The sequence below is a fragment of the Comamonas halotolerans genome (assembly GCF_030162935.1).
Taxonomy (GTDB): domain Bacteria; phylum Pseudomonadota; class Gammaproteobacteria; order Burkholderiales; family Burkholderiaceae_C; genus Comamonas; species Comamonas halotolerans.
Window position 1 is genome coordinate 47,831 of the sequence record NZ_JASAUZ010000007.1, and the last position, 24,144, is coordinate 71,974.

The 24,144-nt window shown below is 56.6% G+C and carries 24 protein-coding genes; 8 read left to right on the forward strand and 16 right to left on the reverse strand.

Annotated elements, in window-relative coordinates:
• Nucleotides 1-17 precede the first annotated feature (17 nt).
• The 3 genes from QEP11_RS06115 to QEP11_RS06125 all read right to left on the reverse strand — a co-directional run bounded on the left by QEP11_RS06115 (nucleotide 18) and on the right by QEP11_RS06125 (nucleotide 4,202).
• Nucleotides 18-1,340, reverse strand: coding sequence for an MFS transporter (locus QEP11_RS06115; RefSeq protein WP_284335759.1), 1,323 nt, complete (start codon nucleotides 1,338-1,340; stop codon nucleotides 18-20).
• A gap of 190 nt (nucleotides 1,341-1,530) precedes the next feature.
• Complete coding sequence (locus QEP11_RS06120; RefSeq protein WP_284335760.1) at nucleotides 1,531-2,217, reverse strand: response regulator; 687 nt, start codon at nucleotides 2,215-2,217, stop codon at nucleotides 1,531-1,533.
• Nucleotides 2,214-4,202, reverse strand: a complete 1,989-nt coding sequence (locus tag QEP11_RS06125) for a type IV pili methyl-accepting chemotaxis transducer N-terminal domain-containing protein (protein WP_284335761.1) — start codon at nucleotides 4,200-4,202, stop codon at nucleotides 2,214-2,216. Before QEP11_RS06125 ends, QEP11_RS06120 begins: the two co-directional genes overlap by 4 nt.
• A 416-nt stretch (nucleotides 4,203-4,618) precedes the next feature.
• On the opposite strand from QEP11_RS06125, the gene olsF reads away from it, so the two are divergent.
• A complete protein-coding gene (olsF, locus tag QEP11_RS06130) occupies nucleotides 4,619-6,361 on the forward strand; it encodes a bifunctional ornithine lipid synthase OlsF (RefSeq protein WP_284335762.1) in 1,743 nt (580 codons plus the stop codon).
• A gap of 96 nt (nucleotides 6,362-6,457) precedes the next feature.
• On the opposite strand, the gene QEP11_RS06135 is transcribed toward olsF, so the two are convergent.
• On the reverse strand, nucleotides 6,458-7,108 hold the full coding sequence (locus tag QEP11_RS06135; RefSeq protein ID WP_284335763.1) for a retropepsin-like aspartic protease family protein: 651 nt from the start codon (nucleotides 7,106-7,108) through the stop codon (nucleotides 6,458-6,460).
• Nucleotides 7,109-7,154: 46 nt separating this feature from the next.
• Nucleotides 7,155-7,640, reverse strand: coding sequence for a YajQ family cyclic di-GMP-binding protein (locus QEP11_RS06140; protein ID WP_284335764.1), 486 nt, complete (start codon nucleotides 7,638-7,640; stop codon nucleotides 7,155-7,157).
• Between the two features lie 87 nt (nucleotides 7,641-7,727).
• Between QEP11_RS06140 and murB the strand changes: the two genes are divergently transcribed.
• Nucleotides 7,728-8,807, forward strand: coding sequence for a UDP-N-acetylmuramate dehydrogenase (murB, locus tag QEP11_RS06145; protein WP_284335765.1), 1,080 nt, complete (start codon nucleotides 7,728-7,730; stop codon nucleotides 8,805-8,807).
• A 93-nt stretch (nucleotides 8,808-8,900) separates the two neighbouring features.
• Here murB and QEP11_RS06150 read toward each other — a convergent pair whose 3' ends face one another.
• The 11 genes from QEP11_RS06150 to QEP11_RS06200 form a co-directional block, all read right to left on the reverse strand.
• Complete coding sequence (locus QEP11_RS06150) at nucleotides 8,901-9,143, reverse strand: hypothetical protein (protein ID WP_284335766.1); 243 nt, start codon at nucleotides 9,141-9,143, stop codon at nucleotides 8,901-8,903.
• Nucleotides 9,144-9,268: 125 nt separating this feature from the next.
• Nucleotides 9,269-10,045 (reverse strand): ABC transporter ATP-binding protein, encoded by a 777-nt coding sequence (locus tag QEP11_RS06155; RefSeq protein ID WP_284335767.1) that lies wholly within the window; start codon nucleotides 10,043-10,045, stop codon nucleotides 9,269-9,271.
• Between the two features lie 29 nt (nucleotides 10,046-10,074).
• Nucleotides 10,075-10,788, reverse strand: coding sequence for an ABC transporter permease (locus QEP11_RS06160; protein WP_284335768.1), 714 nt, complete (start codon nucleotides 10,786-10,788; stop codon nucleotides 10,075-10,077).
• Nucleotides 10,785-11,471 carry an ABC transporter permease gene (locus QEP11_RS06165; protein WP_284335769.1) on the reverse strand — a complete coding sequence of 229 codons (687 nt, stop codon included), beginning with the start codon at nucleotides 11,469-11,471 and terminating at the stop codon, nucleotides 10,785-10,787. The genes QEP11_RS06160 and QEP11_RS06165 overlap by 4 nt, the downstream gene beginning before the upstream one ends.
• Before the next feature lie 76 nt (nucleotides 11,472-11,547).
• Nucleotides 11,548-12,312, reverse strand: a complete 765-nt coding sequence (locus tag QEP11_RS06170) for a transporter substrate-binding domain-containing protein (RefSeq protein WP_284335770.1) — start codon at nucleotides 12,310-12,312, stop codon at nucleotides 11,548-11,550.
• 185 nt (nucleotides 12,313-12,497) lie between these two features.
• Nucleotides 12,498-12,983: a hypothetical protein gene (locus tag QEP11_RS06175; protein ID WP_284335771.1), complete on the reverse strand. Its 486-nt coding sequence runs from the start codon at nucleotides 12,981-12,983 to the stop codon at nucleotides 12,498-12,500.
• 179 nt (nucleotides 12,984-13,162) lie between these two features.
• Nucleotides 13,163-14,494 carry an argininosuccinate synthase gene (gene argG / locus QEP11_RS06180; RefSeq protein ID WP_284335772.1) on the reverse strand — a complete coding sequence of 444 codons (1,332 nt, stop codon included), beginning with the start codon at nucleotides 14,492-14,494 and terminating at the stop codon, nucleotides 13,163-13,165.
• 98 nt (nucleotides 14,495-14,592) lie between these two features.
• Complete coding sequence (ppnP, locus tag QEP11_RS06185) at nucleotides 14,593-14,910, reverse strand: pyrimidine/purine nucleoside phosphorylase (RefSeq protein ID WP_284335773.1); 318 nt, start codon at nucleotides 14,908-14,910, stop codon at nucleotides 14,593-14,595.
• Nucleotides 14,911-15,028: 118 nt separating this feature from the next.
• Nucleotides 15,029-15,769 carry a glycine zipper 2TM domain-containing protein gene (locus QEP11_RS06190; RefSeq protein WP_284335774.1) on the reverse strand — a complete coding sequence of 247 codons (741 nt, stop codon included), beginning with the start codon at nucleotides 15,767-15,769 and terminating at the stop codon, nucleotides 15,029-15,031.
• A 121-nt stretch (nucleotides 15,770-15,890) separates the two neighbouring features.
• On the reverse strand, nucleotides 15,891-16,379 hold the full coding sequence (locus QEP11_RS06195) for a glycine zipper 2TM domain-containing protein (protein ID WP_284335775.1): 489 nt from the start codon (nucleotides 16,377-16,379) through the stop codon (nucleotides 15,891-15,893).
• 106 nt (nucleotides 16,380-16,485) lie between these two features.
• On the reverse strand, nucleotides 16,486-16,851 hold the full coding sequence (locus QEP11_RS06200) for an ArsC family reductase (RefSeq protein ID WP_284335776.1): 366 nt from the start codon (nucleotides 16,849-16,851) through the stop codon (nucleotides 16,486-16,488).
• Nucleotides 16,852-16,898: 47 nt separating this feature from the next.
• Between QEP11_RS06200 and folC the strand changes: the two genes are divergently transcribed.
• From folC to gltX, 6 genes are all read left to right on the forward strand, one after another.
• On the forward strand, nucleotides 16,899-18,224 hold the full coding sequence (gene folC, locus QEP11_RS06205) for a bifunctional tetrahydrofolate synthase/dihydrofolate synthase (protein ID WP_284335777.1): 1,326 nt from the start codon (nucleotides 16,899-16,901) through the stop codon (nucleotides 18,222-18,224).
• A 23-nt stretch (nucleotides 18,225-18,247) separates the two neighbouring features.
• Nucleotides 18,248-19,138, forward strand: coding sequence for an SPOR domain-containing protein (locus QEP11_RS06210; RefSeq protein WP_284335778.1), 891 nt, complete (start codon nucleotides 18,248-18,250; stop codon nucleotides 19,136-19,138).
• 38 nt (nucleotides 19,139-19,176) lie between these two features.
• Nucleotides 19,177-19,668, forward strand: a complete 492-nt coding sequence (locus QEP11_RS06215; RefSeq protein ID WP_284335779.1) for a CvpA family protein — start codon at nucleotides 19,177-19,179, stop codon at nucleotides 19,666-19,668.
• Between the two features lie 89 nt (nucleotides 19,669-19,757).
• Nucleotides 19,758-21,269: an amidophosphoribosyltransferase gene (gene purF / locus QEP11_RS06220; RefSeq protein WP_284335780.1), complete on the forward strand. Its 1,512-nt coding sequence runs from the start codon at nucleotides 19,758-19,760 to the stop codon at nucleotides 21,267-21,269.
• 192 nt (nucleotides 21,270-21,461) lie between these two features.
• Entirely contained in the window at nucleotides 21,462-22,676 is a 1,215-nt protein-coding gene (locus tag QEP11_RS06225; RefSeq protein ID WP_284335781.1) for an O-succinylhomoserine sulfhydrylase, read from the forward strand.
• Nucleotides 22,673-24,082, forward strand: coding sequence for a glutamate--tRNA ligase (gene gltX, locus QEP11_RS06230; RefSeq protein ID WP_284335782.1), 1,410 nt, complete (start codon nucleotides 22,673-22,675; stop codon nucleotides 24,080-24,082). Before QEP11_RS06225 ends, gltX begins: the two co-directional genes overlap by 4 nt.
• Nucleotides 24,083-24,144: the final 62 nt, after the last annotated feature.

The following is a 24,144-nucleotide window of genomic DNA, read 5'->3' on the forward strand; positions in this document are numbered from 1 at the left end:
ACGCTCCGTTGCTTGGGTTAGCGAGATGTCGCCACGGCATCCGTGGGGTGCTTGCCGCCGACAACATCGGTGCGGCGCACTTCGGTGAAATACATCCAGATCAGCGATACCCAGACCACGCCATACATGAGCATGAAGGCGCTGGAGCGAATGCCGGTCCAGTCCATGAGCATGCCGAAAAGAATCGGCAGAATGAAGCCGCCCATACCGCCGGCCAGGCCCACGATGCCGCTGATGGCGCCGATGTTTCCGGCGTAGTCGTCGCTGATGTACTTGAAGACGCTGGCCTTGCCGAAGGCCCAGGCAATGCCCAGGATGAACATCAGTGCGGTGAACACATATACGTTCAGACCAATGTGGAAGGTGCTGGGGCCATCCACGGTCATCACGGTGAAATCGGTCTGTGGGTATGACAGCAGGAACAGGCAGATCCAGCTCACCCACATCACCCACCAGGTGACGGTATGTGCGCCGTATTTGTCGCTGAGCACACCTCCGATGGCGCGCAGCACGCCACCGGGCAGCGAGAAGCAGGCGGCAAGAAGCGCGGCCACACGGATGTCCAGGCCATACTCACCCACGTAGTACTGCACCATCCACAGAGACAATGCGACGTAGCCGCCGAACACGATGCTGTAGTACTGGCAGTACTTGAGCACCTTGGGATCTTTGAGAGCCTTGACCTGGTCACCAAAAGTGACGCTGCTGGGAACAAGGTGAGAGGGATCGCTATAGCTGAAAAACCAGAACAGGATGACCGCGCCCAGCATGATGGCGGCATACACATGCGGCACTGCAGCCCAGCCGAATGCAACCAGGATCACCGGCGCGACGAATTTGTTGACCGCAGCGCCCGAGTTGCCAGCACCGTAGACACCCATTGCCATGCCCTGGCGACTCTTGGGAAACCAGCGGGCTACATAAGGTGTACCTACCGAGAACGAACCTCCTGCCAGACCTACGAACAGGCCTGCCACAAGGAAGTGCCAGTATTCGGTGGCGTAGCCCATCATCCATATGGCGGGTACAGTGACCGCCATGAGTACGGTCATCACAATGCGACCTCCGTACTTGTCGGTCCAGATACCGAGTGGCACGCGCACCAGCGAGCCGGTGAGTACGGGCATGGCAGTGAGTAGGCCGAACTGTGTGGCGTTCAGGTTCAGCATCTTCTTGATCGGGATGCCGATGACGCCGAACATCATCCAGACCATGAAACAGACGGTGAATGCGAAAGTGCTGGCGATGAGCACGGACCACGCGCGACGGCTGTGGAGTTGTTGTTCGTCAACCGTGGTGTTATTGCCGCTGGAGGTGGCAGGGATTGAAGCTTTGACCATGGGGAAGTCCTCTCCTCGAATGTGACCCCATGATCTGCAAATGGACGCGCGCTGAATATCCTTCTGCAGTAGGTTTGCTGCACTGCAGAAGAACGATGGTGCCGAGGTGAGGACTACTCCCTAAGAACTATGTCCCTCATCACAAAGGAGGGCATAAGACGTGGCAGGAAGGGAAAGACGCACAGCGGCGTCAGGCCTGGTGTTCGGAGGGGCGCTGACGGTCGGATGCATAGACCGCAGCCTGCACGCGTGATGTCAGGCCAAGCTTGCGCAGGATGTGTTGAACGTGGATTTTGACCGTGGTCTCCGCGATATCCAGCGTGCGAGCGATCTCCTTGTTGCTGGCCCCGCGAGCGATTTCCCTGAGCACTTCTTCCTCGCGTGGCGACAGTGGCGATGTGGTCTCGGTATGCGACAGATCCGTATCAGGTGCGGGCTCTGCGGCTTCCTGTGAGCGCAGCGCAGCCACAAGCTTGCCCATCATCTCAGGGCTGACCACAGACTCACCACGCATGGCCCTGTGGATGGCATCGGCCAGCATGTGGCCTTCGATGGTCTTGAGCAGATACCCCTGCGCGCCCTGGCGCAACGCAGCCGACAGGTCTTCGCCGTCTTCACTGACAGTGAGCATGAGAATGCGGCTGTCCGGTGATGCTTCACGAAGCCCCGCAATTGCGTCAATGCCGGTGACGCCAGGCAGATGGTTGTCCAGCAGGATCACATCGGGTTGCAGTTCGGGCACCTGGCGCAGAGCCTGGCTGGCATCGGCGGCTTCGCCCACCACCTTGAGTTCTGGCTGCTGCGCAAGCAGCGCCACCAGCCCCCTGCGCAGCAGGGTGTGGTCATCAATGAGGAAAACGGAAACCGGGGATTTCATGGCGCAGAAAGTGAAGATGAGGAAGGAAGGGCAGGCGTCTGCGTTGTTGGTGTGCTGGAGCTTGTCGATGTTGCTGAGGCGTGGTCCTTGGCCGGCTGCAGCGTAGGTGATGGTATTACTGTGGGAGGCAGGTAGACGGCCACACGCGTGCCGACACCTTGACTGCGCGGGCCAACTTCAAGCGTAGCACCGATGCGCTGTGCGCGTTCATGCATGATTCCCAGTCCCACGTGCAGCGAATCGGGTGGAACGTCCTCGACATTGAAGCCGCAGCCATCGTCGAGCACCTCAAAGTGCCAGAACGGATGCCGTTGTACCAGCACATCCACGCTCGATGCACCCGCGTGCTTGCGCACATTGGAGAGTGCTTCCTGCAGGATGTGGAGTATCTGGATCTGCACATCCGAAGCCAGTGGATAGCCGTGGCCGGACATCGACAACGAGGTCGCAATGCCCGTCTGGTGCTCGAATTTGGAAAGCGTAGAACGCAGTGCATCCTCGATGTCCTCATCCTGCGTGCGTGTGCGAAAGTGCACCAGCAATTCGCGCACGTCGTCATAGCATTCCTGGACGCCGATTTCCAGTTCACCCAGTGTGCGATTGCGTGCGTCATTGTCGTTGCGGGCAGCAGCATCACGCAGCAGCTGTGTCTGGATCTTGAGGAAGGCGAGCGATTGTGCAATCGAGTCATGCAGCTCGCGGGCGATGAAGCTGCGCTCCTGAGCCACGGCAGACTCCATTTCTAGCGCCGTCGCACGCATGCCCTCCATCGAACTGGCCAAATGGTGCGCCATCGTGGTGAGCAGATCGCGCATGCCTGGGCTGAGCTCCTCCTGCGTGCGGTAGAAAAGATCCACCTCGCCCAGCACGCGGTGCTGAAGCTGCACGGGAATGCTCACTACGGTTCTGAATCCCGCCTGCAGGCAGTGCGAGAGCTCTGTCTCGAGCTCAGCCTTGGGCACCAGCTTGATGACCCGCATGGTGGGATCGTTTTGCGTTTGGCCGCATTCACATACGCCGGCGAGCAGGCATTGTTCCTCGTCGCGCACTGCATCGGGCATGCCTTCCGAGGCCAGCATCACGTAACGCTTATTGCCTTCATCCGACCAGCGCACCACTGCAGCATCGCATTGGGCGATGTTCTTGATCTGCTCAATAAAACCTCGTGTGAGCGTTGGCAGATCCGATGCTTCGGCAGCCAGCGCACTCACTGCGTACAGTGCAGCCAGGCGCTGATTCTGAATTTCTATGCTGGCAGTCTTCTCGCGCACCTTCTGTTCAAGGTCCTCATGCGAGGACTGAAGCGCATGGGCCATGAGGTTGAAGCCCGCGTGGAGCTGGCCGAATTCATCGGTGCGGTCCACTTCCACACGCGTGCTCAGGTCTCCCTGGCGCATGCGCGTCAGCGCCGCCTGCAAGCGCGAGACCGGGTTGAGCACTAGCAGGTAGCTCAGCGCAATGAAAGCCACCGCTGAGCCGATGGCCAGCGCCACCATAAAGAGCTGGAAAAGATGCAGCGCTGCTGTCAGCCGTGCAATCTGGTGCTCGATAGTCTCCACAAATTCATCGACGAGATGCACGAAGGCGTCCGCATGTGCCAATGATTGTGCTGCATCGAGTTGCGGTTGTTTCTGCCATCCCTGAGACAGGGTGGTCCATGCGGCTTGTACGGCTGCATATTGCGAGCGTGCCTCGTCATTCCAAGGGACAAACAACGGACGGGAAGGATCACCTGAACGTAGCAGCTCCAGCGATTCATTGAAGCGTTGCATGCGCCCCTGCAACTCGGTAGCCGGTTCCTGCTGCTGCGCCAGCACCATGCGCATCATGTTCATGCGCAGGCGACCCGCCTCGTTTACGGCTGCAGCGCCACCCTCCAGTCGCCAGGTGATCCACAGTGTGAAACCGATGGACGCCAAGGCAACCAGCAGGAAGATGATGCCCAAGGCCTGCAGTTTGGTGGAGAGGGAGGGCCGTGTTTGCATTGTGAAAGTCTATGGTCATGCCAATTTTTGCTGATTGATGATGATTAATTTCCTACTGTTAAAGCTGCAGTAATTAAGGATGGGTCGGGAAACCTGGTCTCGATACCTTGCATGTGTGACTGGCCTGCGTTCCATGGACGCGAGCATCAATAGCCATGGAGGCAAGGAATGACTTGGACTGCGTCTTAGGCCATGAAAGGCATGCAAGCCAGCACCCATTTCTCGTGCAGATGCTGCTATGCACTCAAATCTCGTGGTGGTACACACGCGTTGCCACCATGGGTGTCAGGAAAAGGCGTAGGACTGCAAGCTGCTGGTGCATGGGCGCCACATCACCAATTTGTCATAGATATGACCCAAGACTGTCACATCGCACCGTGACGATGGCAGGGTGTTTAGCTCTAGCACCAAGCGCCATGATTTCAGTCGATCACATCGTTGACATGCATTTGCCGCAATTGCAGCGCCATCCCCGGCTGAGTGTGGGGGTGCGTGGTGTGCTGCGGCGTTTGCTGCGTGAGCAAAGTTTTCGTCATTTTGCGCAGCAGTACCCCCACCTTGAAGGCTTTCAATTTATCGAGCAGGTGCTGGAGCACTTTGCCTTCAGCTATGCCGTGCGTGATAACGAACGTGAGCGCATTCCTACGCAGGGACGTGTGGTGATTATTGCCAACCATCCTATCGGGTCGCTGGATGGGCTGGCCCTGCTGAATCTGGTGGGCGGTATTCGGCGTGATGTCAAGATCGTGGCTAACGGACTGCTGGCTGAACTGGAGCCTCTCAAGCGTTTGCTGTTGCCGGTGACCGTGCTGGGTGGGCGCAGCGGAGCGCGTCAACTCAAAGCCATTTTGGAGCACCTGCAAGGAGAAGGCGCGGTGATCATCTTTCCGGCAGGCGAAGTTTCGCGTCTGCATCCCGAAGGTGTGCGTGATGGGCGCTGGAACACGGGCTTCTTGCGGCTGGCAGGCCAGACGCAGTCACCCATCGTGCCCATCCATATTGATGGCCGAAATTCTGCGCTGTTTTACGGCGCGTCCATGCTCTACAAGCCGCTGGCAACGCTGTTGCTGGTCAAGGAGATGTTCGGGCAGCATCAGAAAAGTATTGACTTGCGCATTGGTCATCCGATTCCACACAGCAGTTACGGTGCCTTGCCTCTGGAGCTGGGCGCGGTGGCCAAGATGTTGCGCAAGCATCTCTACCGCGTGGCGCAGGACAAAGCCAATTTGCTGCGCGTTGAAACGGCCATTGCTCACCCGGTGGATCGCAGTGCGTTGGCACAGGCTGTGTCAGCTTGCGAGTTGCTGGGAGAGACGCCCGATGGCAAACGCATCCATTGCTTCAGCGGTGGGCTGGACTCTCCCATCCTGCGTGAGGTAGGGCGGCTGCGGGAGCTGTCGTTCCGTGCCGTGGGCGAGGGCAGCGGCACCCGGCGTGATCTGGATCGCTTTGATGCGCACTATGACCACCTGATCTTGTGGGATCCCCAAGATCTGGAGATTGCCGGTGCCTATCGCATGGCGCGTACGGCAAAGGTGCTGGCGCAGCAGGGCGTGCAAGGGCTGTATACGCACAGCCTGTTCGAGTTCACTCCCGGTATGGAGCCATTTTTGCAGCAGGGGCTGGAACTGGGCCGCTCGTTTGTGCAGCCACGTTATTGGGGCAAAAGGTCTTTGGACTATCTGTGGTTTGGTATCGGTGCATATATGCGCCGCAATCCCGAGTGCCGTTACCTGTTTGGCCCTGTCTCCATCAGTCGCGATATGCCGCCAGCAGCGCGTGACCTGTTGATTTACCATTATCGCAACCACTTTGGCGCAGCCTGCCTGGCACATGCCCGACGCCCTTATGTGCCTGGAGAGGGACGGGACTTGCGTGCGCAGTTTTCGGGTGAGGATGCCGCAGCAGACTTTGTGCGCCTCAAGCATCTGCTGGCTCACATGGGCTCCGCGGTGCCGACGCTGTACAAGCAATACGCCGAGGTGGCTGAACCAGGCGGGGTGCGTTTTCTGGATTTTGGTGTGGACCCCGATTTTTCCCACTGTGTTGATGGTCTGGTGCTGGTGGATGTGGAGAAACTCAAGCCCCACAAGAAAGCGCGTTATATGGGGGAGCGCAGCACTGAAGCGGAGCAGTCATCGACCACACATGGCACATAGTGGGCACCTCGGGTGCACACATGCCAAAAGCTGTACGCCATATGTGAGTGCCGACAGTACAAAGCGCTAACTCAACCAAGAGTGCGGATGGTATGTCTAACGCATCTCCAGCACCATCTCATTGCCGCGGCGTGTCATGTGTACCTGGGACAAAAAACTGTTGCCTAGCAGCACATAGGGCATGGGTTGCGGGCCGACGATGGCATCTACGCCATAAACCGTAAGATCGCCCACACGCACAGTGTCCAGTCTGACATGCCAGCCTAAAGCGTTGCCATTGGCTGTGCGGAAGTTCACGCGTGCGCCTTTTTCGTAGTCCAGTCCCATGCGCTGCGCATCAGTCAGTCCGATACCGATAATGCTGGCACCGGTGTCCACCATGTATTCCATGGGTTTGTTGTTGATATATCCGGACTCGCGAAAGTGTCCCCGGCTGTCTGCACGGAGCACCACTTTGCGACCGCCGCCCAGGCCCTGGCCAACGCTGACCGGAGAGCCGCCAACGCGCAGAGTCTGGTGCTGGCCCTGCCACTCAATGGTGGCGCTGTTTCCCTGAACCTGGATGACACGTACACCCTGGTGGCTTTCATTGGCGCTGAGGGCCTTGGGCGCCCCTCCATTGATGACCAGCAGTGCTTTGCTGCCCATCACGCCAGTCATCGCAACCGATTGTGCGTAGCTGGTAGTGTTCGCCAGTGCGCTGCTTGCAAGCAGCGCCAGCACGATGCGCAGTACAGGGTGAGACATGGTGTTCCGGTAGACAGTGGGTGTGCCACAGTCTACCGAAGCCGCTTTAGTCGCGGAAGTTGTTAAAAGACAGCGGATGGTCGGCCAGATCCTTGCGAATCAGCGCCATAGCTGCTTGCAAATCATCGCGCTTGGCGCCGGTGATGCGCACGGCGTCACCTTGAATGGCGGCTTGCACCTTGAGCTTGCTGTCTTTGATCATTTTTTGCAGCTTCTTGGCCAGATCGGACTCGATGCCGTTTTTGATCTTCACGGTTTGCTTGACCTTGTCGCCACCCATCTTCTGGCTGGCTTGCACGTCCATGAAACGTACGTCTACGTTGCGTTTGGTCAACTTGTTGCGCAAGATATCTTCGACTTGCTGCAATTGAAAATCGGCATCTCCGTACAAGGTGATTTCCTTGTCCTTGAGTTCAATGCCCGCAGAGGTGCCTTTGAAGTCAAAGCGGGTGCCAATTTCTTTGGCGGTATTTTCAACGGCGTTCTTGACCTCAACGAAATCGGCTTCGAGCACAGTGTCAAAAGATGGCATGGCTTTTCTTTCTTTAATAGGGTGGTGGGCAGGGCACTTGGTGAGCCTGATAGGCACAGGCCACAGCACAGTGCGACAATCTCAGGGATGTTAGTCGAGAAAAATACCCCCCTGCAGGACTGCAACACCTTCGGCATTGTTGCCAGCGCTGACACCCTGGTGCGCATTCGCAGTGCTGCCGATGTGAAGGCGTTTGCTGCCAGCCCGCATTACCAGGGACGTAAAGTGTTTGTCCTGGGTGGAGGCAGCAATATTGTCCTGACGGGCGATGTGGTGGACGCTGTGGTACTGAAGATGGAAATTCCAGGCATTGCAGTCGTGTCCGAGACCGATAGCCACTGGATCATTGAGTCTGGTGCCGGTGTTCGTTGGCATGATCTGGTGGCCTGGACGGTAGAGCATGGCTATCCAGGTCTGGAGAATCTGGCGCTGGTGCCCGGAACTGTGGGGGCTGCGCCGGTACAGAACATCGGTGCTTACGGTGTGGAGTTGCAAGATCGTTTTCATGAGCTGGATGCGGTAGATCTGGTGACCGGTGAGGCATTCACTTTGAATGCGGCTCAATGCGCCTTTGGCTATCGGGATTCGGTATTCAAACATGCACCCGCTGCACCGCAAGGCACACCAGTTGCCAAGGCGCAGGGCATGGGGCTTGCAGGGCGTGCAGTCATCACAACAGTACGCTTTGCCTTGTCCAAACACTGGAAGCCCGAGATGGACTATCTGGATTTGCAGCGCAAGCAAGCCGAGGAAGGCGTGGAGCAACCCACATCCAAGCAGATTTTTGATTGGGTCGTGGCTATTCGCCGGGCCAAACTGCCAGACCCTGCGGTTGTAGGCAATGCCGGGAGCTTCTTCAAGAACCCGACGGTGACTGAAGACCAGTGCCGAGACATCATTGCGCGTGAGCCCAAAATTGTGCACTACCCCATGCCAGATGGGTCGGTCAAACTGGCTGCGGGCTGGATGATTGATGCTTGCGGCTGGAAGGGCAAGACAGTGGGCAATGCCGGGGTCTACGACAAGCAAGCGCTGGTTTTGGTCAACTGTGGCACAGGCGGGGACAGCGTGACGGGGGGAGAGGTCATGACATTGGCAGGAGCGATCCAGACCAGTGTCTATGAGCGTTTTGGCATTCGCCTGGAGCCGGAGCCTGTGGTTGTCTGATTCGGCCCGGGCAATAAAAAAGCGCTGTGCAATGCATAGCGCTTTTCATTGTTGAATGGCAGCCACACCTGCTGCCGAAAATGCCTGAAGTCATCAGGCCAGGGATTTTTGCTTCATCCACTCACTAGCTTGTTGTACCGCATAAGCGATGGCACGGTCAGCAGATTGGAACAGTGGCGTGAAAGTGAAAAAACGCTGAGTGCGTTCGGTTCCGTTACCGCTGTCCACAGTGAGGTGGGCTTGAAAGCGACCATCGGCTTCGGCCAGAGCTTTGGGCTCAAATGTGAAGCGGTCGATGGTAATGGTGCGCGAGGGCTGTTGTTGAAATTCGGACATTTGTCTCTCCCTTCTTGATGTCGCTTACACACGTGCAAAACACGGTGTGCACCAAGGATAGAGCCTTACGTGCCTTCAAAGTTCCTCGAGGGCTTGTTTTTCATCAAGGAATTCCCTAGAAAACCTTATTTCAGGCTGCCTGAGAGGAACTTGGCCAAGCGTTCACTTTGCGGGTTAACCAGAACTTGGCGAGGATTGCCTTGCTCTTCGATCAAACCCTGATGCAAGAAGACGACATGGTTGGAAACTTCGCGCGCAAAGCCGATTTCGTGGGTCACGACCACCATGGTGCGGCCTTCCTGCGCCAGCACCTGCATCACGCGAAGCACTTCACCAACCAGCTCGGGGTCCAGTGCGCTGGTGGGCTCGTCAAACAGCATGACCTCAGGTTCGACCGCCAGAGCGCGTGCAATCGCCACACGCTGCTGTTGGCCGCCACTCATGTGGTTGGGCCATGTGTCTTCACGGTTTTCAAGGCCAACCAGGTGCAAGTATTTACGGGCACGTTCAACGGCTTCATCTTTGGGGATGCCCAGCACGTGAACCGGTGCTTCAATGATGTTTTGCAGCACGGTTTTGTGTGCCCACAGGTTGAAATGCTGAAACACCATGGCGAGCTTGGTGCGCAGGAGCTGCAGCTGCTTGGGGTTGACGGCTTCCAGCTCGCCGCTGCGGCCTAGTTTCAGTTCCAGTGCTTCGCCTGCCACCACAATGCGCCCTTGCTGGGGTTTTTCCAGCAGGTTAATGCATCGCAGCAGGGTGGATTTTCCGGAGCCGGAGCTGCCAATGAGGCTGATCACGTCGCCCGCCTTGGCATTGAGCGTGACGCCCTTGAGAACATGGTTGCTGCCGTAGCTCTTGTGAATACCTTCGGCCTGAAGTTTGTAAGCTGTGGATGTCATGGATGCAATGCGTCAATGCGTGTGCGTGGTTAGTGCGTACGGGGTGCCAGATAGGCCAGAAAGCGTTTTTCCAGCAAGCGGAAAAAGCCAATCAGCGCAAAGGTCACGCACAAATAGATGGCGGCAGCGGCCAGATAAGCCTCAAACGGCAGGTAATAGTCTGAATAGATACGGCTGGCTACAGCGGTGATATCGGTCAGCGCGGGCACCACGCTGGCCAGACTGGTGGAGTGCAGCATCATCACGGCCTCGTTGCAGTAGGGCGGCAGGGTGCGGCGCAAGGCACTGGGCATCACAATGCGCAGCATGATCTGCCAGCGGCTCATGCCCATGGCACGCGCGGCTTCCACCTCACCAGGATTGGTCTCGCGGATAGCCCCTGCCAGCATCTCTGCGGTATAGCCTGCGGTATTCAGCGCAAATGCCAGCAGGGCACAAAAGAACGGCTCTTTGAAATGTGTCCAGGGCCAGACGTCATCCCAGCGGGCCTGAATCCACTCCAGTTGCGCCAGACCGTAGTAAATCAGGTAGACCTGAATCAGCAGCGGTGTGCCCCGGACAAAGTAGGTGCAGGCACCGACCAGCTTTTCGAGCAGGACATTGCCACTGGTCAGCGCAATGGCGCCCAGCAGCGCAAGGACGCAGCCAATGGCCAGACTGGACAGCAGCAGCCAGAGCGTGGTGAGCAAGCCGTTGCCATACATGGCCAGATGCTCGGGTTGGAAGATGATGTCCCAGCTCATAACTGCACCTTTTCCGTGCCCAGGCTATAGCGCGCATTCAGGCGCTTGAGCACCCATAGCGAAATGCTGGTGAAGACCAGATACAAGCCGGCTGCAAACAGCAGAAAGATGAAAGGCTCACGTGTGGCTGCGCTGGCTTGCTTGGCCAGATAGGTCATGTCGTGCAGGCCGATGAGGCTGACCAGAGCGGTGGCTTTGATCAGCACCAGCCAGTTGTTCGTAAAGCCGGGCAAGGCATAGCGCACCATCTGTGGCAGTGTGATGCGCAGAAAAGTCTGGGTAGAGCCCATGCCAAAGGCCCAGGCCGCCTCCATCTGTCCGCGTGGGATGGACAGGATGGCACCCCGAAAAGTCTCGGTCATGTAGGCGCCGTAGATAAAACCCAAGGTGGCAACGCCTGCGACAAAGGGGTTGAGGTCCAGGACAAAGTCAGAGCCAATGGATTCAAAAAAGCTGTTGATGCCAATGGCTGCGCCATAAAAAATCAGCAGCATCAGCACCAGCTCAGGGATGCCGCGCACCACGGTGGTGTAGAGCGTCGAAATCCATACCAGCGGTTTTTTCCCTGAGAGCTTGGCTGTGGCACCCAGCAGGCCAAGTACCGTGGAGACCAAAAGAGATGCAAGGGACACTGCCACTGTCAGCAATGCCCCTTGCAAAATTGATAAGTAGTAATCGCTCATGCGCGCAGACGCTTTTCCTAAACAAGACTGCCCGCTGCCGGGAAAACCGGGCAGCGGGCAGTGGCGATATTAGTGCTTAGTTGCCGTAAGGATCGAAGTCAAAGTACTTCTTGGCAATGGTGTTGTAGGTACCATTGCTACGAATCGTTTTGATGGCAGCGTTGATCTGCTCTTTCAATTCCTTTTGGTTCTTGCGCATGCCAATACCGATGCCTTCACCGTAGTATTTGGTTTCATACTGGTCGTGGCCCACATAGCCATAGTCCTTGCCTTCCGGCTTGCGCAAGAAGCCACCGTGCACTTCCACCTTGTCGGCCACAGTACCGTCCAGACGTCCAGCGTTGATGTCCAGATACACCTGATCCTGGGCTTCATATGGGACTACGTTCACACCCGCGGGCTTGAGCTCTCCCAGAGCCCACTTCTCTTGGGTGCTGCCCTTGAGCACGCCGATGCGCTTGCCTTTGAGCGATGCAGGGCCGGTGTATTCGGTACCCTTCTTCACGACGATGGCGCTGGGCGTCTTGTAGTAACGGTCCGAGAAGTCGATCACGCGCTTGCGCTCTTCGGTGATGGACAGTGAGCTGACAATCACATCATATTTGCGCGCTTGCAAGCCGGGAATCATGCTGTCCCAGACCTGCTCGACGAACACGCAGTTGCGCTTGATTTCAGCGCATACGGCGTTGGCAATGTCTACGTCAAAACCAGCGGGCTTGCCATCTGGCGTTTTATAGGTGAAGGGTTCATAGGTGGGGTCAATGGCCACCTTGAGGTCAGCAGCCTGTGACGCAGTTGCGCAAGCCGCCAACAGAGCCAAACTCAGAAACTTCTTTGTCATTCAAGTCTTCCTTCAATGTTGTTATCAACGCCTTGGTCTCTGCAGGATGCGTGCCAAGATGTAAACCCATTGTAGGAGCGCTGGATGCAGGAAGTGCTGAGTTTTTTTACCAATATTGTTGCCTGTATGTATGCAAATGCAGTTTCAGGTGAAGAATTTCGGTTGGCTCAGCATTAATTAGATAGTTACAGTTTGGCGTATCCAGGGCGAATAAGCAGGCTCTGCACCTTGTAAGGTGCAGTTTCTTCCACTGAGATATCCATGGGCACAAAACCGTTGTCACATTGCAGCAGGTAGCTGCTTACAAATGACACAGGGCCTTTAAGCTGGCCAGCGATACGGCATTTGCCCATTGTCTGGTGCACTTGAGCAAACACTTGCTTGATCTGGTCTGTACTGACTTGTTTGTTGAAATCCTCGGAAAAGTTCTTGGCGTCTGGTACGGCCGCTTTTCCTTCCAGTGCCGAGAACAAGGATTGAAAGTGCTTGTGAAGTGCTTTTTCGGCGTCAGGGTTAGGCGGTGGTAGCTTGGGAGCTTCGGCAGGCGCAGCGGGTGCATTGCCGGAAGCCGCATCGGTGTTTTGAGCCAGCGCAGCCCCGGATATGGAAAGGCCGATCGCGAATGCGGCGGCCAAAGTCGCGCAGGATGGCTTCAAAGACTGAGAAAACATACGTACTCCTAACAATAGATACGTGCAGTCTTTATGCATGGCTCAGGAAAACCCGTAGGTCAAAGCCTTGCCTTGGTATCGCGGCGTGTCACAGAGGTGTCTAAAAGTAGAGTCAGGCATAAAAAAACCGCTGGGGCTGCCAGCGGTTGATCAAAGCGGGGTCAGAATCCCGTACGCTTTTACTTGTTGCCCAGCTGAGGCAGCGCGTTGGCGCTGCTTACGCTTAGCAGACCAGCCTTGGAGTACACGGCCAGCTTGTCACGTGTGTCAATCAAGTCCAGGTTACGCATGGTCAGCTGACCAATACGGTCTGTAGGGCTGAAAGGCGCATCTTCCACTTTTTCCATGGACAGACGCTCAGGCGCGTAAGTCAGGTTGGGCGATTCAGTGTTCAGCAGCGAGTAGTCATTGCCACGACGCAGTTCCAAAGTCACTGTGCCGGTGATGGCGCGTGCCACCCAGCGCTGCGAAGCTTCGCGCAGCATGATGGCCTGGGGGTCGAACCAGCGACCTTGGTACAGCAGGCGACCGAGCTTCAGGCCGTTGATGCGGTACTGCTCAATGGTGTCTTCATTGTGGATGCCTGTCACCAGGCGCTCGTAAGCGATGTGCAGCAGAGCCATGCCGGGGGCCTCGTAGATGCCGCGGCTCTTGGCTTCAATGATGCGGTTCTCAATCTGGTCGCTCATGCCCAGGCCATGGCGGCCACCAATGCGGTTGGCTTCCAGGAACAGTTCGACGGGGTCTGTGAACTCCTTGCCGTTCAAAGCGACGGGGCGACCTTCGTCGAAAGTGACAGAGACTTCTTCGGCCTTGACTTCCACTTCAGGCTTCCAGAATGCCACGCCCATGATGGGATTGACGATGCGGATGCCGCTGTTGAGTTCTTCCAGGTCCTTGGCTTCGTGGGTTGCGCCCAGCATGTTTGAGTCGGTGGAGTAGGCCTTTTCCACAGACATCTTGTAGCCAAAACCTTCCTTGATCAGGAATTCAGACATTTCCTTGCGGCCGCCCAATTCGTTGATGAAGGCGTTGTCCAGCCAGGGCTTGTAGATCTTCAGCGCAGGGTTGGTCAGCAGACCGTAGCGGTAGAAGCGTTCGATGTCGTTGCCCTTGAAGGTCGAACCATCGCCCCAGATGTTGACGTCGTCTTCCTTCATCGCAGCCACCAGCATGGTGCCCGTTACAGCACGGCCCAGAGGAGTGGTGTTGAAGTAGGTGATGCCGCCGGTGGAAATGTGGAAAGCGCCTGCCTGGATGGCTGCAATGCCTTCGTTGGCCAATTGGGGGCGGCAGTCGATCAGACGTGCCTTTTCTGCGCCGTATTCCATCGCCTTGCGGGGAATGGCATCGTAATCTTCTTCGTCGGGTTGGCCCAGGTTGGCGGTGTAAGCGTAGGGCAGCGCACCCTTGTTCTTCATCCAGCGCAGGGCGGCGGAGGTGTCCAGACCACCAGAGAAGGCGATGCCGACTTTTTGGCCGACGGGAACGGATTGCAGAATGGTTTCCATGAGAAATTCTCTTTAAATTGACGAGCTACCAGCTCTTGGCGATGAAGGGCTCGGGGCTAAAACGGCTTGAGATTCAAACCCGCCGTGTTGCCGGATGCTTAGGCGTAGTGGCAGATGTAGTGGTAAGCCTCGGTCACGCGAATGTCGAATTTGGAGTTGGCAGGGATGTGAAAGCTCTCGCCTGCAGTCGCAGTCTTCCATTCATCAGTGCCATCGAGCTTGTATTCGCAAGCGCCACCTACGCACTCCATGATTTCCGCGGCAGCAGTACCGAAGGTCAATGTGGCAGGCAATACAACGCCGACCGACTTCTTGGTGCCGTCGGCCAGCGTGAAGCTGTGGCTGACGCACTTGCCGTCAAAGTAAACATTGGCCTTGGTCGTCAAGGTCACGCCGGAGAAATGCTCGGTAGTCATGTGAACGCGTAGTCGCTGAGGTTGGATCGAAGCTCAGCATTTTAGGCTACCTGCGCATTGGTTGGGGTTTCGCAAAACGCATATGGCAAAGCCCCTGGGGCAGGGCGTTGCAGATGGATTAGCGCCAGTAACCGGGTTCGCGGGGTGGCGGCGGGTAACTGCCCACGACCACGTGGTCGGAGTTAGCGGGCGCATAGTTGATGTTTTGCACCACAACCCGGCCGCTAGGCGCTGGCTGGTACACCCCGCTAGGGCCCACAAAACGCCCGGTATCGGTAGGCGTGGCGTTGAAATGCGGTTGCTGGGGCTGCAACTGGATAGGCATCCAGGCGCCTGGGTGTTGATCCATGCGGGTGGTATAGCGCTGTCCCGCATATTCGTAGGTGACATCGTAACCCACGGTGTGATTCTCATAACCCATCTCTTGGGTGCAGCGCTGGACAGTCTCATATTGAGGCTGGCTGTTGCTGCTTTCTATGACATTGCCGATCAAGCCACCGGCAATGGCCCCGATGATGGTGGCTGCTCCTCGATTGGAGCCTCCCGAGTAGCCGTGATGACGGTAGCCATAGCCACGGTGGCCGTGATAACCACGATAAGCGCGTGGGTCAGCATGGCGGCCGCTGCTGCGGCCCAAGGCATTGCCTGCAACACCGCCAATGACTGCGCCAATGATGGCTCCGGTGCCGTTGGTACGCTGGCCGCTATAGACCTGTTCATCCTGGCAAAACTGCTGGGGGACCTGCACTTGCTGGACAACAGGAATGGCTGACAGCACGCGCGCCTGCTCTTGCGCCATAGCGCTGCCACAGGCCAGTGCTGCAGTCGTCGCCAAAGTGAACCAATGCTTGATACCCATATGAAAGCTCCTTGTGCAATCACTGTATGTGAGTGATCGCAAGCCGCAGTTTAGGTTTGGTACGCAACTTTCGTTGCCGAGGTGGGTAAAGCTGCGTAAAAACAGGTGAGCAAATGTGCGGCTAAGGCCGATGAGGTACGTGCCTAGGGTGTATGTCGATAAAGACGGGGAATTCGCTGTCGGGGTGGTGGTATTCAATGCGTTCGACGTCAGCAACACCTGGTGGCACAGAGCCGTAGGACTTCGCTCCGGGCTTCACGCTGGAGGTGCCGGGCCGATCCGTGCTGCTATGGCGTTGACTGGTCGTGGCAGCTTGAATGCGAATGCGCTTGCCGGGCTTTTGCGCCATGCGCTGGTTAAATTGCTGCCCGTTGTATTCGTAAAGCACGTCGTAACCCACGATATGTTCTTCATAGCTTGTGCTGGTGGTGCAGCGTGTGTGCCTGGCAAGCTCCATGCATGTCTCATGGGGTGTGGCTACCTGTTCATAGATGGGGGTGGCGTCTAGCACTTGGGCATAGCCTGCTTGTGCCAGAGCTGCCGCTGGCAGTGTTGCGCACCAAAGTGCAGCAGCGCCAGCCATGGCGAGTGGATGAAGCTGATAGCTCATGTTTGCTTCCTCATTCCAGTGCGTGCGTGCAGCGCTGGAAGGCTGCCGCACACTATCTCTATCTATGTACACATGATAGATATGTATGGAAGTTTGAGCAGCGTGATCAGGCTAACTCGGACTGCCATGTTTCGGCTTTGAAGCCCACCGTGATGCGTCCGTCTGGCCATTCGACGACCGGACGTTTGATGACGCTGGCGTTGGCTTGCAGCACGTTGGCCGCAGTAGCCGCGTCCACCACGCTGGCCTGGGTGCTGGGCTCCAGCTTGCGCCATGTGGTGCCCTGGCGATTGGTCAGCTTTTCCCAGCCTACGGCTGCCATCCACAGGGGGAGTTTTTCCGCTGGTACGCCTTGTTTTTTGAAGTCGTGAAACTCGTAATCCAAGCCCTGAGCTGTCAGCCAGGAGCGTGCTTTTTTCACAGTGTCACAATTTGGGATGCCGTAAACACGAATAATCTTGTTGGTACTCATGATGTTGATGATGATGCATGCGTGGGTGCGCGACAATCATGCCCTGTATGCACAGCAATTTCTCCACACTTTCTGAATGGCTTGCCCACTGCGAGCAAATTCATCCACAAACTATTGCCATGGGTCTTGAGCGTGTGCGCGAAGTGGCGCAGCGCATGCAGTTGAAGTTTGACTGCCCAGTGATTACCGTGGCGGGCACCAATGGCAAGGGCTCTACCTGTGCCATGCTGGAAGCAGTGGCACTGCAATCGGGCTACAAGCCAGGTGTTTATACCTCACCACATTTGGTGCACTTTGAAGAGCGCTGTCGCATCCATGGTGAAATCGCCAGCGCCGAAGCATTCTTGCCACATTTCGAGGCGGTGGAAGCTGCACGCCATTTGGGCGATGAAGTGCTGCTGACCTATTTTGAATTTACCACCCTGGCTATCATGCGCATGCTGAGTCAGGCCAAGCTAGACGTGGCGATTCTTGAGGTGGGTCTAGGCGGGCGTCTGGACGCCACCAACGTGGTGGATGCGGATTGCGCCATCATCACCAGCATCGATATTGATCACGCCGCTATATTGGGTAACGACCGGGAAGCCATTGGGCGTGAGAAGGCCGGCATCATGCGTGCAGGGCGCCCCGTCATTGTCAGTGACCCCATGCCTCCTCAAAGTGTGGTTGAGCACGCCAACGCCATTGGTGCTGATCTGCGCATGTTTGGTCGTGATTTCAACTATGACGGTGACAAGCAGCAATGGGGTTGGGCAGGGCGGGGGCGTCGTTATGCGGGCTTGTCGTACCCGGCTTTGCGTGGCGCTAACCAGTTGATGAATGCTTCAGGTGTTTTGGCAGCTTATGAAGCCTTGCGTTCTGTGCTGCCTGTAACAGCGCAAGCTGTGCGTACAGGACTGGCTATGGTCGAGTTGCCAGGGCGTTTTCAGATCATTCCCGGCCAGCCAACTTTGGTGCTGGATGTGGCTCACAATCCACATTCGGTGGCTGCGCTGACCGCGAATCTGGATGCAATGGGTTACTACCCCACAACACATGCAGTGTTTGGTGCCATGGCCGACAAGGATTTGGCGCCTATGCTGCTTAAAGTAGGGCCTTTGATTGATCGCTGGTACTTCACAGATCTGCCTACGGAGCGTGCAGAGAGTGCAGCAAACTTGCAGCAGAAATTCAAGGCTTTGCAGGTAGTGGCAGGTGGTACACAGCGTGAAGTCCCCACCAGTTTGTACGATACGCCGCAAGCGGCATTGGACGCTGCCGTTCAAGCGGCAGACCCGGCTGATAGAATTGTGGTCTTTGGCTCGTTTTATACGGTAGGTGAGGTTTTGAAAGATGGGCCGCCTCGCCTGCACGCCAAGCATTTGGGCGAATAAGGTCCGCTACGCGACGCATCTTCATGGCACTTTTCAAATTTCGTTGGCCTGGTCAGAAAGAGGAGCGTGAGCAAGCGCCTCTTCGGCGTTCTCGCACCGCTCAGGCTGAAAGCGTAGATGACATGCGCCGCCGTGCGCGCCATCGCCTCATTGGCGCAGCCGTTCTGGTGGTGCTGGGGGTGATTGGTTTTCCCATCTTGTTTGATACCCAGCCTCGTCCTATCCCGGTTGATGTGCCGATCGAGATTCCTGATCGCAATCAGGTAGCGCCCATGATGGTGCCTGGCAATCAAGCACAAACCGGAGGGCTGGAGGCGCCCCTTCCCACGGCACCAACATCGCCAATCACGTCGCCTGACAATGGATTGGGCGACGGTGAGGAACTGGTGACGAATGAGCCTGCACCTTTGGCTGTGCCAAAGCCGCCAGAGCCGCCTCGTTTCGTTCCAGAGCCTGTAGTTCCGCCCAAGCCAGAGGTTATCAAGCCTAAGCCGGAAGTGAAACCCGAGCCCAAGCCTGAGTCGAAACCAACTCCTAAACCTGAGTCGGTAGCAAAGCCTGAGCCCAAGTCCAAGCCTGCTGCGGTCAGTGACGCCGAGCGCGCACGTGCGCTGCTTGAGGGGCGTGCGCCCCAGCCAGCCTCGACGGCAACAACACCGCCTTCAAAGGTTGAAGCCAGCAAGCAAGGGCGCTTTATTGTGCAGGTGGGGGCGTTCGCGGATACGTCCAAGGCCAATGAAGTTCGTAGCAAACTTGAGCGTGCAGGTTTGAAAACCTATACACAGGCTGTGAACACCAAAGATGGCAAGCGCACCCGTGTGCGTGTGGGCCCGTTTGACCAGCGTAGCGACGCTGATCAGGCTGCTGTGCGCATCAAGGGGCTTGGCCTGGCTGCCTCGGTATTGACCTTGTAAGCCCGCTGATTGCACCCACCTAGAAAGAGCGCAAACGCATGGTTGTTTTGGATGGCGTGTTGCTGGGCATCTTGGTAGTGTCCATGCTGCTTGGTGCATGGCGAGGTCTGGTTTTTGAGTTGTTTTCGCTGGTGGGCTGGGTGGCTGGTTTTTTTGTTGCCCGGCTGTTTGCGGAAGATGTGGCGGCCTGGCTGCCACTGGATGGTTTCGATGCCACTGTGCAATACGGCATAAGTTTTGTATTGACGTTTGTGCTGGCTGTGTTTGCCTGGGGGCTGCTCAGTGCATTGGCCAAGAAGCTGATCGAGGCGGTAGGTCTGCGGCCGGTAGATCGTGCCTTGGGAGCTGTTTTTGGCGTGCTGCGGGCTGGAGTGTTGATTTTGGTGTTGGCGGTGGTCGTAGTTTCCACACCTCTGCATCAGGAAAACTGGTGGACACAATCGCTGGCAGCGCCATGGCTGGCAGATGCGGTGGCAAGCATTTTGCCCGCGCTATCCATGGAATGGGGAAGGCTGATGCCTTCCGCGTGAGAGAGTGAGGGCTGGGCCTGTGATGGGCATGGGCGCAGTCTGCAAGCAAAGACCGCAGGAGCAATCCTGCAGATAGATGGAACTCGACTATGTGTGGAATCGTCGGGGTGGTCAGTACCACGCCTGTGAATCAACTGATCTATGACGCCTTGCTGCTGCTTCAGCATCGTGGTCAAGATGCAGCCGGTATCGTGACCCAGCAAGAACGCAAGTTCTTCATGCACAAGGCCAAGGGCATGGTGAAGGATGTGTTCCGCACTCGCAATATGCGAGCGCTGCCGGGTAATGTAGGTTTGGGGCAGGTGCGCTATCCGACCGCGGGCAACGCAGCCAGTGAAGAAGAGGCGCAGCCTTTCTACGTGAATGCGCCGTTTGGTGTGGTCATGGTGCACAACGGCAACCTGACCAATGCCAAACAGCTGCGCGAAGAGTTGGCCAGCACCGATCATCGCCACACTAATACCGAAAGCGACTCGGAAGTTCTGCTCAACGTGCTGGCGCATGAAATCGGGCGTGCCACCAGCGGCGCACCGCTCACGCACGATGAGGTCTTCAAGGCAGTGCGCGCGGTGCACAAGCGTATCAAGGGCTCTTATGCCGTGATTGCGCTGATTGCAGGTTACGGCTTGCTGGCTTTCCGCGATCCATTTGGCATTCGCCCTCTGTGCATCGGCAAGGGGGCTGACGGCACCTACATGCTGGCCAGCGAGTCTGTCGCGCTGGAAGGTACGCTGCACACTCTTGAGCGTGACATTGCACCGGGCGAGGCGGTCTTCATTGCCAACGATGGCACAGTGCATACTGAGCAGTGTGCTGAAAACAGCCAGCTTTACCCTTGCGTGTTCGAGTATGTGTATCTGGCGCGTCCAGACTCCACCATCGACGGTATCTCGGTATACCAAGCCCGTTTGAACATGGGTGAAACGCTGGCCAAGCGTGTGATCTCCACTGTTGCGCCGGATGAAATTGATGCAGTGATCCCAATCCCTGAATCCAGCCGTCCCAGTGCCATGCAGCTTGCACAGTTGCTGGGTATTCCTTATCGAGAAGGTTTTGTTAAAAACCGCTATGTGGGCCGAACCTTCATCATGCCGGGTCAGGGTGCGCGCAAGAAGTCGGTGCGCCAAAAGCTCAATGCCATCGGAAGTGAGTTCAAGGGCCGCAATGTGCTGTTGGTGGATGACTCCATCGTGCGTGGCACCACTTCCAAGGAAATCGTGCAAATGGCCCGTGATGCTGGCGCCAACAAGGTTTACCTGGCTTCTGCTGCGCCTCCGGTGCGCTACCCCAATGTCTACGGTATAGATATGCCTACCAAGTCTGAGCTGGTAGCCAATGGCCGTACGGTGGAAGAGATTCGTCAGGTCATTGGTTGTGATGCCCTCATTTACCAAGATGTGAATGCGATGAAACAGGCGGTTGGCAAGATCAATCCCGCCGTCAAAGGCTTTGAAGCCTCCTGTTTTGATGGCATCTACGTGACCGGTGATATTTCCGATGCCGAAGTCACTGCGCTTAACGAAGGTCGCAATGCAGGGCAGCAGGAAGAATCGGAAGAAGATACTTCACGCCTGTCGCTTCACAACGTTCAAGAGCAATAAGGCAATAAGCTCTAAACTGGACGTCATAAGCCCAGAGGCACAATATCAAAGGAGCTGCTAGCGCAGGCCAAATCGGTACTTCAAAGTGATTGAGCTTTGAAATGCCTGTTTGATACGCGCAAGCCGCTCCTTTTTTTCATGATGCGGGTAAATGGCCTGCACCGAACCTAGATAGATTGAGGATTAGCTGTCGTGACCGAACCAACACTCCCAGAAGGTCTGCATCCAGAAACCCTGGCTGTGCGCGAGGCCTTGCCACGTAGCCAGTGGGGTGAGCATTGTGAAGCGCTGTATATGACCAGCAGCTTTGTGCAGCCCGATGGTGAAACGGCAGCGCGCCGTTTTGCTGCACAGGAAGAGGGCTATACCTACAGCCGTACCTCCAACCCTACAGTCACCAGCTTTGAAAAGCGTTTGGCAGCCATGGAGGGCACAGAGTGTGCCGTGGCGACCAGCACCGGCATGTCGGCTATTTTGCTGGTGGCACTCACAACCTTGAAGGCGGGCGACCATGTGATTTGCTCGCGCTCCATGTTTGGCTCAACCATCAAATTGCTGGGTACAGAAATGGCTCGGTTCGGGGTGGAAACTACGTTTGTTTCACAAACGGATGTCAAGGAGTGGCAGGCTGCCATCCAGCCCAATACCCGCTTGTTTTTTGCGGAGACGCCGACCAACCCTCTGACCGATCTGTGTGATATCGCTGCGTTGGCCGAGCTGGCACATGCGCATGGTGCCTTGCTGGCGGTGGACAACAGCTTTGCCACTCCCATCCTGCAGCAACCCGCCAAACTGGGGGCTGACGTTGTGGTGCACTCAGGCACCAAATTCCTGGATGGGCAGGGGCGCGTCATGATTGGCGCGGTGTGTGGCACCACGGCGCTGGTGGATAAGGTAATGGGTACCTTTTTGCGCAGTGGGGGGTTGAACGCAGCGCCTTTCAACGCCTGGACCGTGATGAAGGGGCTTGAAACCTTGTCGCTGCGCGTCAAAGCCCAAAGCGCAGCGGCGCTGGAGTTGGCGCATTGGCTGGAGGCACATCCCAAGGTGGCGCGTGTGTACTACCCTGGTTTGCAAAGCCACCCTCAGTACGCGCTGGCCATGAAGCAGCAAAATGGCATGGGTGGAGCAGTGCTGGCTTTTGATGTGCATGGCACCAGCCCTGAGGCATTGCGCAAGAATGCCTTCCACGTTGTCGACCATACTCAAGTGTGTAGCATTACGGCTAATTTGGGTGATGTGAAAACCACCATCACCCATCCCGCCAGCACTTCGCATGGCCGTCTGACAGAGGAGCAGCGTCAAGCTGCAGGCCTGGGTCAGGGACTTATTCGCATCTCCGTGGGTCTGGAGCACTTGGACGATATCAAGGCTGACCTCTCTCGCGGACTGGACACCTACCAATGACAAAACAAAAAGTACGCACCCGTTTTGCTCCTTCGCCTACTGGTTTTATCCACCTGGGCAACATCCGTTCGGCTTTGTATCCATGGGCGTTTGCACGCGCCAATGACGGTGACTTCATCCTGCGCATTGAAGACACGGACTTGGAGCGTTCCACTCAGGCTTCCGTGGATGTGATCCTGGAGGGTATGGAGTGGTTGGAACTCGGCCATGACGAAGGCCCGTTCTACCAAATGCAACGCATGGATCGCTACAAGGAGGTGCTGGCTCAGTTGCAGGCCAAAGGCTATGTCTATCCTTGCTATATGAGCATGCAGGAGCTGGATGCATTGCGTGAAAAGCAAATGGCGAACAAGGAAAAGCCCCGTTATGACGGTACATGGCGTCCTGAAGAAGGCAAGGAGCTGCCAGCTATTCCGGAAGGTGTAAAGCCTGTGCTGCGCTTCAAGACACCCAAGGATGGCGTGGTGGCTTGGGATGACAAGTGCAAGGGCCGTATCGAGTTCCAGAACTCGGAGCTGGATGACCTGGTGATTGCGCGCCCAGATGGCACTCCCACCTATAACTTCTGCGTGTGCGTGGACGATATGGACATGAACATCACGCACGTGATTCGCGGTGATGATCACGTCAACAACACGCCCCGCCAGATTCACATCTTTGAAGCCCTGGGTGCGCAAGTGCCTGTATTTGCGCATCTGCCAACCGTGCTCAACGAGCAAGGCGAGAAGATGTCCAAGCGCAACGGTGCCAAGGCCGTGACTCAATACCGTGATGAAGGTTATCTGCCAGATGCGATGGTGAATTACCTGGCTCGTTTGGGCTGGAGCCATGGTGACGACGAAATTTTCTCGCGTCAGCAATTCCTGGAGTGGTTCAATCTGGATCATCTGGGTCGCAGTGCAGGTCAGTTTGACGAAGCCAAGCTGCGCTGGGTCAATGCGCAGCACCTGAAGGCCATGGATGACTCCGCTCTGGCCGCCAAGGTGAAGCCTTTTGTTATCAAGGCGGGTGTGGCTGAGAGTCTGATTGATGCCGATGACCGATTGGTGCGAATCTGTGGCTTGTTCAAAGACCGCTGCGAAACCCTGATTGATCTTGCCAATTGGGCCAAACTTTTCTACGTGGACGGCATCGAGCGCAATGCCGAAGATTTCGCCAAGCATGTGACAGAGACTGCCAATCCCATTCTGGATGCGTTTGCGGCAGCCATGGAAACTGTTGAGTGGAGCAAGGAGGCTATCAGCGCTGCCATCAAGGAACTGCTCAAATCCCAGGGCGTAAAAATGCCTGTTTTGGCCATGCCAGTTCGTGTTTTGGTGCTGGGTACGGCGCATACTCCATCGGTCGATGCAGTGCTGGAATTGCTGGGGCGTGAAAAAATTCTCTCGCGTTTGAAAAACCGCTGAAAACCTGTCTATAATTCGAGTCTCTGTACAACACGGCAAGCTAATTGTTGTGTTGTCAAGAT